General features: G+C 40.2%; 13 protein-coding genes and 1 tRNA gene. 6 read left to right on the forward strand and 8 right to left on the reverse strand.

Features of this window, described 5'->3' with window-relative positions; genetic code table 11:
• Positions 1-106: 106 nt before the first annotated feature.
• The 6 genes from HZC31_03435 to lipA all read right to left on the reverse strand — a co-directional run bounded on the left by HZC31_03435 (position 107) and on the right by lipA (position 6,217).
• A complete protein-coding gene (locus HZC31_03435; GenBank protein ID MBI5002411.1) occupies positions 107-1,333 on the reverse strand; it encodes a 2-oxo acid dehydrogenase subunit E2 in 1,227 nt (408 codons plus the stop codon).
• Positions 1,334-1,337: 4 nt separating this feature from the next.
• Positions 1,338-2,315: an alpha-ketoacid dehydrogenase subunit beta gene (locus HZC31_03440; GenBank protein MBI5002412.1), complete on the reverse strand. Its 978-nt coding sequence runs from the start codon at positions 2,313-2,315 to the stop codon at positions 1,338-1,340.
• Positions 2,315-3,529, reverse strand: a complete 1,215-nt coding sequence (pdhA, locus tag HZC31_03445) for a pyruvate dehydrogenase (acetyl-transferring) E1 component subunit alpha (protein ID MBI5002413.1) — start codon at positions 3,527-3,529, stop codon at positions 2,315-2,317. The genes HZC31_03440 and pdhA overlap by 1 nt, the downstream gene beginning before the upstream one ends.
• 251 nt (positions 3,530-3,780) lie before the next feature.
• Positions 3,781-3,972, reverse strand: a complete 192-nt coding sequence (locus HZC31_03450; protein MBI5002414.1) for a hypothetical protein — start codon at positions 3,970-3,972, stop codon at positions 3,781-3,783.
• On the reverse strand, positions 3,969-4,781 hold the full coding sequence (locus HZC31_03455; protein ID MBI5002415.1) for a nucleotidyltransferase domain-containing protein: 813 nt from the start codon (positions 4,779-4,781) through the stop codon (positions 3,969-3,971). Before HZC31_03455 ends, HZC31_03450 begins: the two co-directional genes overlap by 4 nt.
• A gap of 548 nt (positions 4,782-5,329) precedes the next feature.
• On the reverse strand, positions 5,330-6,217 hold the full coding sequence (gene lipA / locus HZC31_03460) for a lipoyl synthase (GenBank protein ID MBI5002416.1): 888 nt from the start codon (positions 6,215-6,217) through the stop codon (positions 5,330-5,332).
• A gap of 60 nt (positions 6,218-6,277) precedes the next feature.
• Between lipA and HZC31_03465 the strand changes: the two genes are divergently transcribed.
• The 3 genes from HZC31_03465 (at position 6,278) to HZC31_03475 (ending at position 7,842) form a co-directional block, all read left to right on the forward strand.
• Entirely contained in the window at positions 6,278-7,444 is a 1,167-nt protein-coding gene (locus HZC31_03465; protein MBI5002417.1) for an NFACT family protein, read from the forward strand.
• Between the two features lie 54 nt (positions 7,445-7,498).
• Positions 7,499-7,572: transfer RNA gene (locus HZC31_03470), tRNA-Trp, on the forward strand.
• Between the two features lie 66 nt (positions 7,573-7,638).
• Positions 7,639-7,842 carry a hypothetical protein gene (locus HZC31_03475; GenBank protein ID MBI5002418.1) on the forward strand — a complete coding sequence of 68 codons (204 nt, stop codon included), beginning with the start codon at positions 7,639-7,641 and terminating at the stop codon, positions 7,840-7,842.
• Here HZC31_03475 and HZC31_03480 read toward each other — a convergent pair.
• Positions 7,817-8,173, reverse strand: coding sequence for a DUF192 domain-containing protein (locus HZC31_03480; GenBank protein ID MBI5002419.1), 357 nt, complete (start codon positions 8,171-8,173; stop codon positions 7,817-7,819). The genes HZC31_03475 and HZC31_03480 overlap by 26 nt on opposite strands.
• Positions 8,174-8,230: 57 nt before the next feature.
• Between HZC31_03480 and HZC31_03485 the strand changes: the two genes are divergently transcribed.
• Together HZC31_03485 and HZC31_03490 are read left to right on the forward strand one after the other, a co-directional pair.
• Positions 8,231-9,055, forward strand: a complete 825-nt coding sequence (locus HZC31_03485) for a hypothetical protein (GenBank protein ID MBI5002420.1) — start codon at positions 8,231-8,233, stop codon at positions 9,053-9,055.
• Entirely contained in the window at positions 9,052-10,077 is a 1,026-nt protein-coding gene (locus HZC31_03490; GenBank protein MBI5002421.1) for a hypothetical protein, read from the forward strand. The genes HZC31_03485 and HZC31_03490 overlap by 4 nt, the downstream gene beginning before the upstream one ends.
• Positions 10,078-10,272: 195 nt before the next feature.
• On the opposite strand, the gene HZC31_03495 is transcribed toward HZC31_03490, so the two are convergent.
• Positions 10,273-11,172: a hypothetical protein gene (locus HZC31_03495; protein ID MBI5002422.1), complete on the reverse strand. Its 900-nt coding sequence runs from the start codon at positions 11,170-11,172 to the stop codon at positions 10,273-10,275.
• Between the two features lie 103 nt (positions 11,173-11,275).
• Between HZC31_03495 and HZC31_03500 the strand changes: the two genes are divergently transcribed.
• Entirely contained in the window at positions 11,276-11,434 is a 159-nt protein-coding gene (locus HZC31_03500; GenBank protein ID MBI5002423.1) for a hypothetical protein, read from the forward strand.
• Positions 11,435-11,640 lie beyond the last annotated feature (206 nt).

Here is an 11,640-nt window from a genome sequence, read left to right on the forward strand (position 1 = left end):
TTGCCTTGCTAGGTCTTTTCATTGCTTTTGTAACAAATCTTTTTACTTTTTTGATCGTTCTTTTCACGAATTTCCGAATAGCTTTTTTCTTTGCCATAGTCCCACCTCAAACATCAACAAAATATAACTCTGGATCTTCCAGATGTTTAATAAGATCGCTCAAAAACTGCGCAGCAATTGCGCCATCAACAACGCGATGATCAAATGTGATCGATAACGGCATTATTTTCCGAACAACAATCACTCCATCTTTAACAACTGGTTTTTCTCGCATGCGATAAATCCCTAAAATAGCGCACGTTCCTGGAGGAATAATGGGCGTTGCAGCAATTCCTCCATACGAACCAATATTAGTGAACGTAAACGAAGCGCCGCTCATGTCTTCAGGCTTAATGTCCCGATCACGACAATGTGTTGCGAGGATTTCCAATTTTTTTGCAATATCAAGAATGCTTCTGGTATCAACGCCTTTGATGACAGGAACAAAAAGACCTTGAGGAGTATTAACTGCAAATCCAAAGTTGTAATATTCGCGAATGTGGATCATTTGCTTCGGAGCATCAAATACCGCATTAAGATAAGGATATGTTTTCAAGCTTGCGACAGTTGCTTTCATAAGGACAGGAAGCATGGTTAAGTGAATCCCTTTATTCTCGGCATATTCTTTTTTCTTTTGTCGTAATGCTTCAAGTGCAGTGACATCTGCTTCATCAATATGGGTCACTTGTGGAATAGTCTGTTTGGAAAGCGTCATGGAGTCTGCGATTGCTTTGCGAACAGCTGTTAGTGGGACACTCATAATTCTGCCAGATTTATCAAACCCAACACTCGGTCCAGAAGGGGGTTGTACAGATTTCACTTCTTGAACAACAGCACCTTTCGCAGTAGCTTCAACATCAGCAACAATAATCATGCCATCTTTTCCAGTTCCTTTAATGGTCGAAAGATCAACACCTAACTCTGTTGCTTTTTGTCGTGCAGCAGGGAGCGCAAGAACACCAGATGGTTGCGCTATTTTCTGCACAACAGGTTCAGGTTTTGCAAGTTCTATTTTTTGTGGTGCAGCGGTAACAGGAATAGATGCAACTTTCTCTCCAGCTTCACCAATGGTCACAAGAACATCACCAACATGAATCGTTTGTCCTTCTGCAGCATGAAGTTGCAAAACAGTTCCAGCACGAGGAGAAGGAATTTCTACAAGTGCTTTTGCAGTTTCGACATCAGCAAGTGCAGCGTCTTCTTTAATGACATCGCCTGTCTTTACTTTCCATTTCACGAGAACTCCTTCTGCAATTCCTTCACCAACATCGGGAAAGCGAAATTGATATGCCATGTGCTCAGTGCTCCATCAATTTTTTTGCAGTAAACAGAATCTTCTCTATATTCGGCAAATAAAAATTTTCCATTTTGTAGAGAGGCATGAGTGTATCATACCCAGTCACGCGAAGAATAGGTGCTTTCAAATAATATAACGCCTTCTCACTAATCTGTGCAGCGATCTCTGTGCTAAAGCCACAGGTCCGTGGCGCTTCGTGGACAATCATCACACGTCCTGTTTTTTGTGCAGTGGCAAGAACTGTAGCAACATCATAAGGAGCAATAGTGCGCAAGTCAATAATTTCCACATCAACGCCTGTTTGTGCAAGTTGTCGTGCAGCTTCTTCACACACGCTGACCATAACGCCCCACGTAATGATGCTCATGTCTTTTCCTTCTTTGACAAGGCGTGCTTTGCCAATAGGAACAGTATAATCACCGTCAGGAACTTCTCCTTTTGCAGTTCTATACAATTTCTTTGGTTCAAAAAAAATCACAGGGTCAGGATCACGAATTGCGCTGAGCAATAAACCTTTTGCGTCAGCAGGAGTGCTAGGTACAACAACTTTTAATCCAGGGACATGCGCATAAAATACCTCAGGACTCTCGCTGTGATGTTCAGGAGCATGAACACCTCCAGCATACGGTGCGCGAACAACGAGCGGACAATTAAATTTCCCTCTTGACCGTGTGCGCATTCGAGATGCGTGAGAAATAAGTTGATCAAATGCAGGATAGGTAAATCCATCAAACTGAATTTCTCCAATGGGTTTTAGGCCATTAATAGACATACCTATAGAAATACCAACAATAGCAGATTCTGCAAGAGGAGTATCAAAAACTCTTTTCTCACCATATTTTTTCTGAAGTCCTTCAGTGACGCGGAAAACACCTCCATTAAAGCCAACATCTTCGCCAAAGACGAGAACATTAGGATCTCTACCTAATTCGTAATCAAGTGCAGAACGAATTGCTTCAAGGAGGGTCATAATTGCCATTAGGGAAATCCTCCTTCAACTTTTTCAAGGATATTTGGATCTCGTTTCTTTCCACTCACATCAAGAAATGACTGGTATTGTTCGAGTAATTGGGGTGTCATGGATGCAAAAGTAAACGCAAACATATCTTTGGGATCAGAAGCAGGTTCTTCTTCGTAGGAACGAACGTGTGCGCTCACAAGCGTTGCGGCTTCTTGTTGCAATAATTCTTCTTTTTTCGCGTCCCACATTTTTTGTTGAAGCATATATTTCTTCAATCGATCAAGAGGATCTTTTTTTACCCATGCATCAACTTCCTCTTGATTTCGATATCGTTTTGCATCGTCGGCAGTAGTGTGGTCGCTGATTCTATACGTGACGCATTCAATAAGGGTTGGTCCAGCTCCGGATCGCGCTTTTTCAAGAGCAGCAGAGACTGCACCATAAACAGCAAAAATATCATTGCCATCAACTTGCACACCAGTAAACCCGTATGCGATCGCTTTTTGTGCAATTGTTGTTGCGGCAGTTTGTTTTTTTCTTGGCACAGAGATTGCCCATTGATTATTCTGAACGAGAAAAACAATTGGTGCTTTGAAAACTCCTGCGAAATTCAATGCTTCGTGAAAATCTCCTTCGCTTGTGCCTCCATCACCGACATGGGCAAGGACTGCATTTTTTTGTCCTTTGTAACGAAGCGCAAGAGCAAGCCCAACACCATGAAGAAGTTGTGTTGCAATAGGAATAGAAAGAGGAAGTGTTGTCATAGATTCCGTATATGCATGACCGCGCTCATCGCCACCCCAATATTGAAAGAGTCCTTTCATAGGCATGCCGCGGGTAATACAGCTTGCGTTTTCTCGAAAACTGGGAACAAGCCAGTCTTCTTTCTGGAGAGCAAACGCGCTGCCGACTTGGCTTGCTTCTTGTCCGCGAACAGAACCATAAGTTCCGAGGCGACCTTGTCTTTGTAATTTTAGTGCGGCATCGTCAAATGCGCGAGAGAGAACCATGAAGCGATACATGGATTTTATTTGTTCAGCAGAAAGCAGCGTGAATTTTCCTGCAGTGGTTCCATCTTCACGAAGAAGTTGTAATGGAGTGATGGTAAATTGTTCTTGAGAGATTTCGTATCTTGTTTTTGCGCTCCTTGACCGACTCTTGCTCCTCAATCGCTTAGCAGAGCCTAAGGTATCTTTAGATATTTTTTTTAAAGTTACTTTTTTTACTTTCATCAAATTTTTGTTACGAGTGCTCTTTTTTTTATGAATAGAAGAATATTTTTTTTGTGAAACATCTCGAGCGAGAGATCTACGAAGAAGTTTTTTTCCCACGTGCACCCCTTTTTTTTGCATGTGCTTCACTCTTCGCATAATGCGGTGATAGAGCTTTGCCACGATGGTCTTTTTCAGGCAAGAAGTGCTTATATATCTTTCGAAAAAGTGTTATTGATTAGTGTCGAAGGGATAGAAATGTCTGTTAAGGACTATCCGCCTTTCTCCAGCAATCGTTTCTTTTCCTCTGCGTCTTGTTTTTTAGAGAGAATTTCCTTTTTGTAATATCCTGCGAGTTCAAAATTGCTTTCTTTTTCTGCTTTATGGAGCTTTTGTTCGTGAAGGTCAATCTGTTTTTCAAGAGATTCGATTCCTTTTTTCAGTCTTTTTTTCCTATTGGTCATAGATTTTCCTCTAATTTCTTCATTTCCCTTTCTAAAATAAGTGTGATTTTTTCTACGGTTGTAATTTTTATGTTTACTTGTCCAACATTTTTATTGTCTCGTAGTTTTTGGTATATAACATAAAGCAAGGGAAAATCATGAATCCCCTCTTCAACAAGCCATTGTTTAAACTTCTTATTAGAAAAAGGCGTATTTCGTGAAATGCAGTGAAGAATAAAAACTGCTCTGAGTCGTAAAAGCAGGGAATAAAGTACAGAGAAAGAGCGAAGATATTTTCCGTCTAATTTGTCTAATTCTATGAACTCTTTATTGCTTTTGATGTGCTCTTTTGTTTCCTTGAGATATGCTAAAATACTTTTTTTCTGAAGCGGTATGGTATTTAACTCCTGAAGAGCTGAGGCATTAATAAGTGGTTCAGCTTCCTGAACTATTTGATAGTAGATTGCGGGATATTTCTCAATCGCTTCTGTCATTTTTTGAAGAGGAAGAACAAGAAATTCCATTTTTCCATCCAAAGTTAATATCTTAAATTGTTTATCTTTAGTGATAACCAGCACATCGATATCTGAATTTTCTGTTGCCTCATGTCGTGCGTGTGATCCATAAATTGCGACAGAAAGAATGTCTTGAAGGTGTGGTTCTAATAAGTGGAGTATTTGTTCTTTGATGTTTCGCTTTGGCTTTTCTGGAAGAATGACAACGACTTCTTGTCCGAGCCATGTCTTTGGAACCCACACAGCTCCGCCATTGCCTGACTTCACCACTGTCTTGATAAGCTGTTCTTTGACCGCTATTTGCCGTAATGTCATTGTATAGACAGAGTATAGACAATGGTTTATATGTTTTGCGGTGTTTTTTCACTACAAAAATGCTTGTCACTGCACTCCTAATCCCTTTACCATTATGAAAAATCGGCGCAAAACCTTGCACTTTAGTGCGAGGATGTAGCGCCGAGATTCCGCAAGCGCCGATTTTACATCCCACGGAAACGCCACCACTAGTTTGCGAGCCGTAAAACCCATGCCTTTAGGCATGGGATAGGCGAGCATAAAATAAGTGGCGTTTCCGTGTTATGTACACATTCACAAAATTATCAGTGATTTGTTCAACAGAGAGAGAAAAAGCAACAGTGATTGATTTTATTAAAAAGTGGGCAAGAAAACCACGACCTTTAGGTCAGTGGATGAATTGCCCACAGCGTGCCCACTTTTTAATTCCACAGACGCGCCAACAAAAGTTTGCGAGCCGTAAAACCCATGCCTTTAGGCATGGGATAACACAGATTCCTAAAAAAGGAATCTGTGGAATTGTGGACAAGTCCACAATAGGCGAGCATAATAACATTGGCGCGTCTGTGTTATCTTTGCAAATGCTCCTTCAACCTATCCGCTCTATAACTACTCCGAACAAGCGGCCCAGCTTCGACATGCGAAAACCCTAGCTCCTTCCCAATCAAAGCAAATCGAGAAAATTCCGAAGGATGGTAAAACTGAGAAACAGGCGCATGTTTTGGCGTTGGCTGTAAATACTGTCCAATGGTCAAGAAATCGCAGCCAACCATCCGCAGATCACCAATTACTTCTAAAATCTCCTCCTCGCTCTCACCAAGGCCAAGCATAAACCCACTTTTTGTCTGCTGCGAAGGATTCATTTCTTTAACCTTAAGGAGCAACCGCAAACTCTCTTCATATTTTCCTTTCTTGCGAACTTGCCGGTACACCCGTCGAGGAGCTTCAATGTTATGACTAAACACATCTGGTTGTGCAGCAACAACAAGAGCAAGCGCGTCATCATTATACGAAAAATCAGAAGTCAAAACCTCAATCTTGCAGGAAGGAACTTTCGAGCGAATTGCGGATATACAAGAAACAAAATGGCGAGCGCCACCATCAGGCAAATCATCGCGCGTCACGCAGGTAATAACCACATACTGCAATCCCAATTTTTCAATCGCAGAAGCAAGATGTTCAGGTTCAGTAGCATCAAGCGCAGCAGGTTTTCCAGTTTTGACATGGCAATAATGACAGTAGCGTGTGCAAACATCGCCCATGATCATGAATGTGGCAACGTTGCGTGAAAAACATTCGTAAATATTAGGGCAAGCCGCTTCTTCACAGACAGTATGGAGGTTTGATTTTCGAAGTAAGTTCTTGAGTTCAAAATATTGTTTCTCTGTAGGAAGCCGCACTTTAATCCAATCAGGTTTTCGTGTTGGTTTTGTTTGAATTTGGATAAGTTGCTCCATGAAAATAACCAATGCTCTAATAACAAAACACATATATAATTGTTTGTAACAAAAAGAACCATGAAACAACAACTCGCGGCAATAGAAATGATTCGTTTAGTAAAAGAAGTAAAAGACAGAATTCTCAATGGAAAAATAAATCAAGTGTATGTGGAGTTCGACCGCGTCAACGGAACAAAAAAAGAACTCTTGTTTGAGCTCTACGTTCCAAATAAAGGAAAAGAGTTGGTGAGAATCCTCCTCCCAACAGGTCTTTATCTCTCGTCGGTAAAACCAGAGATGCCAACAAAGCCAGATGGCTATTGCCTCTACTTGCGAAAATGGTTGAAAAACGCGAGAATAAGAAATGTCGAGCAGGTTGCGGCAGAACGTATTCTTAAATTAACTGTGGAGACAAAAGATCCAACAAAGACAGAGTTCACCCCAATCACTTATTTCATATACATCGAATTGTTCAGCAAAGGAAACTTTATCATGACCAATGAACAGAATATAATTCTTTCTCCATTAGAAGTGCAGGAATGGAGTGGAAGAATTATCAAGCCAAAGGAAACATATCTTCATCCAAAGCAAGAATATAACGCGTTCAAGTTTGGAGAAGCGGATTTTGGAAAAGCGCTGGAAAAGTCAGAGAAAGAAACACTTGCTGCAAAATTTGCGCTTGATTTTGGGTTAGGGGGCACATATGCAGAAGAGCTGTGTGCCCGTGCGGAAATATCTCCACAGGAAAAAAGCGTGACAAAGGCAGAACAAAAAAAGTTGTTTGCGGCGTGGAAGAATCTTTTGCAGGATGTAGAAAGTGGAACTGCTATACTCATCAAAGAAAACAACACCATTACAGATGTATTTCCCTGTCCAATAAAAAAATACAAAGGGGAAGTATGTTCTTCATTTATGGATGGTCTTGACAAGTGCTGGACGCAGGGTGTACAAAAGAAAGAGTTACAAGGAGAAGTAAAGAAGAGTAAAGGAGCATTAGAAAAATTTCAGGTAATGGTCCAAAGTCAGGAAAAGCAGATCGCGACATTTAAGGAAGACTATGAAAAAAATCAGAAGATTGGAGAAAAGATCTATGAACAATATGCGTTGCTAGAAAATATCTTCAGCCAGCTCAAAGAAGCGCGGAAAACAAAATCGTGGGATGAAATAAAAAAAGCGTTGAAGGGGCATAAAATCATTACTTCAATTAATGAAAAAAATCAAGAGATAACAGTAAATATTGAATAATTCTCAATTTAATAGAAATACTTAAAAAGGTACAGCAACTTCAGCAAATCAACAGGGGACATAGTTTAACCTGGCTAGAACAGCCGCCTCCAGAGCGGCCAATCGGGGTTCAAATCCTCGTGTCCCCATTCTATTTTTAATGAAATAGTGTATTTCAAAAAACTATTTATACTTCTGAAACAAAAAAAACAAGTATGCGAACATTTACGCTCATCATCGTCATCTTTATTATGGTCATTCTGTTCTTTGAAGTGACAGACTGGACACCTACTGTTCCGACAACAAAAGAAGTGACCACAGAAAAAACGGTGATTGTGGAAACAGTAGATGAAACAGGAGAAGTAGTGAACGCGACAACGACAAAAGGAACGACTACTGAAACACAAGAGAATCAGTGACATTTGTTCTAGACGCACGAATCGCTCCACGATGAAGTTCTAAAACATACTGCGCCTTTTTCTTTGGAGTATAGAAAGTAAACGGCAAAAAATGTTCCTTGATTTCAACAATTTTTCTGCTCTTATCCAAATACACAACATCGATAGGATAAAAAACAAAAAACATGTGCAACGGAGTGATTTTCTCTTGTTGTTCAATAAAAAGAAGATCTTTTTGTGGAGAAAACATTAGGCCAGAAGCTTTTCTCCAAAGTGAAGCGCAGCATATTGCTTTCTCTGAAAGAACAGTCTTTTTCGTCTCATTGACAATACGGCACGTCTTACCAAGCATATAGTTCTGCGCTCTCATCGGAATCTTTATATACCTCTTTATTCAAAAAATCAATCAATGAATAAAAATGTATTGTTGATGATCTCTACTTTAGCAGTTGTTCTTGTCCTGAGTAGTTGTCAGTGGCTTCCAGTCAACGTCGCTATTTGCGGAAACGAAATCTGTGAATCTGGCGAATCAAGCATTTGTCCAAGCGATTGCGCAGAGGGCGAAGAGGAAGAAGAGACAGGAACAATTACAGAAGCAATGTGCGCTGCAGATGGTGGCGATTCCTGTGAAAGTACAGAAATGTGTGCAGGATACTGGCTTGATGCAGATTACACCTGTTGTTCAACAACATGCGAAGATGCTGTTGATGCAATTTACTTTACAGAAGGCTGGAACTATGTGTCCTTGCCAGAAGTAGAGCTTGACGATTCTATTGAAGACATATTCAGTGATGACTTCCTCAGTGCAGTGGATTCAATTTACACATACACAGAAGAAAGTTGGAACGTGTGGCACAGCGACACAAGTATTCCAAGTGACTTGGAAAACATTCAAGGTGGACGAGCATATATCTTTGTCATGAATAGTGCGTATACACTTGAATTATCTGAAATAGAAGAAACACTTGATGCGCTTATGGAAGCAGAAGCTTCTGCGCGTTCCCCAACAGCAATTGATGTTCAGGAAGGCTGGAATCTTATTGGTGTTGCTTCAAGTAACGAAGAGCCATTGGTTGATTACTTCTGGAGTATTGACGGAAGTTACGCATCATTATGGGTGTTTAGCACAACAGAAGGAGACCTTGAGAAAATAGATTTAACGCATAATTACAATCTTATTCCAACCCATGCGTACTGGGTTTATGTGACAACTGACGGAGAAATAACCCCATGAGAAAAACAGTTTTTTTTTTAAACTGTATTCTTTCCTTGCTTCTTCTTAGTGTTGCTGCTGTTGCGTATCCTGAAGTAGGGCATCAGTTCTATGGCTATGCAGGAAGTGGCAGTACAGTAACGGTGACCTATGAAGAGCTCACCTTTACAACGTCTGTGGATAGCGATGGATATTATGGATACGATACTCTTTTTTTCGTTGACGCGGCATCTGACGATATAGAAGGCGCAGAAGAAGGAGATACATTAACATTTTCTCTTGACGCTACTGAAATCACCACATACACATTTTCCATAGGTGGAATTACAAAGCTTGATTTTGAAGACGATCCAGCAACTTCTTCTGTGGAAACAGCAGAAAGTTCTTCTGATAGTGATTCAAGTTCAACAGACAGTTCAAGCGATGATGACGATAGCGATTCGGATGATGACGACGATGATAGTGATTCAGATGATGATGATTCAAATGGTGGTGGAAGAAAATCTTCTAGTTCCTCAACAGATGATGAAGCAGAAGATTGCAGTCATAAATGGACATGTAAATCCTGGGGAGCTTGTGAAAAAAATGGTTTCCAAACAAGAACATGCTACTATGTAGGAGATTGCGCGCAAGAAGGAAATCAGAGTGATACACGACAGCGATGCACCTATGTTGCTCCTGAAGAAGAACCTGTTATTGAAGAAGAAGAGCCAACCTGTTATGACGGCGTCCAAAATCAGGGAGAACGAGGAAAAGATTGTGGCGGTCCGTGTGATGCTTGTCCAACGGCGCCGGTGGTAGAAGAACCAAAAACAAATTGGCTATACATTGGTCTTGCAATATTCCTTCTTTTATTGATTATCGCGATCATTCTCGCGCATAAATACAAAGATAAATTATTGCCATATTGGGAAAAATTCAAAGGGAAGTGGGGAATAAAACAAAAAGCAGCGCCTGCAGTAGCACAAACAATGCAACGCCCTGCGCAATATCCGCAGTATCAGCAACAGTATAGGCCGCAGTATCCGCAGGTCAGGAAATAACGCTCAGTTTCTCATTCTTTTTCTCTTCTTAACACGCGCACTAGTTTTCTCAACTTCGCCTGGCAAAGACCTTGACACAATTTAACTATTTTTTTAATTCTTATTGAAGAGGATAGCGAGAGCTTTAAAAAAATGAAAAAAATTGAAAAAAAACATGTAAAAAGAAGAGAATTCTCTAAAGTCATTTTTCCTACCCTAAACATTCTCGAACCGCGCAAATAGCTCTCTCGCAGTTGGGAGAGTGCCTTCTCTACTGTATTTATGATCTTCAAAGATTATATTTGGTTCAGGACTCTTTGGGTCATAACTCCAGAGAGTAATTCTTCTCTGCATACCGGTACAATCTTTACCAATCACCTCTTCAGTGATCCAGCGAGCTTTTCCTGATGGATCTGGAGTTACATCACAATACAAACCAAGGCATTTCTCATCGTAATATATAAGCTGACCCCAGAATTTCCCATCGACGACTCTAAACCCGGAACCCTCGTTTTGCACTGCTTCTGATAGTCGGCTCTCTAGATGTCTAAATATACGTTGCTGACCAATATCAGAATAGCATCCGCCGGAGGAGATACATCCAGCAAGCTCTTGAAGATAGTCTTTAGAATCGTAAAGACCAGCCCATGTTGCCGCTGTAACAATATCAATAGCAGCGTAAGGAGTCCTAAAGGCAGCAGATTTTGGGGGAGATAATACAGTCTCCAGCAATTTTTTCCCGGTTGGAGCTTTTAAAGAACCACCGCCGAAATAAGAACCGTGAAACCTAAATAACACTTTTAAATTTCTCCATGCCTGTTCTGAGGCTACGACACCTGCTAAAGTTGCTTGAGGTAAGTTTGTATATAATACCTCATATGTAGCAGGTAAATCAGTAGTTTGATCTAACTGCAATTTCACATAACGGTCAATGTACTCATCTAAGTCATTTCCACCAAGTTCTTTTTTTCCCGAAAATTTTTGGGAAGCTAATGCTAAGACTGCAGCAGCTTCTGGTAAAGGTACCTTTGCAAGATCTCGTTCAAGATCGCGTACTTTGTATCCACAATCTAAACAATTCAACCTATTTATCTTTTCTATTAGTTTTTCATCCATTTTTTTCTCCCCTCTTTTAATGGCAAGAGGTACATTTTTGTCATTGTTTAATAGTAACTAGCTAATAGATAAATTTAAGTAGTAGTATATAACTACTCCTTTTATGAATGAAGAAATTGCTCTGCTTCAGCATTTAGAGCTTAGTCCTACTGCCGCCAAAGTATATATAGCACTTTTAGAATTAGGCAAAGCCAGTGCTGACAAAATCGCCAAAAAAGCAGGCACGTATAAAGCTAATGTTTACGAGACATTGTCTATTTAGCGTCATCTATATATATTAGTTAATTCTTAGGTTGTTTTGGTGATTTTTATGGACATTCAATGTTTGAACTGTAAATCCAGTGATATTTCTAAAAAAGGTTATAGAAAAAATAAGTTAGGAAAAAAGCAAAAATATCAATGCTGTGATTGTAAAACTTGGTTCGTTGAAGATGATGGGTTTAAGAAAATGCGAACTGATCCAAAAAT

It is taken from the genome of Candidatus Woesearchaeota archaeon, from assembly GCA_016214075.1.
Classification (GTDB): Archaea; Nanobdellota; Nanobdellia; order Woesearchaeales; family DSVV01; genus JACRPI01.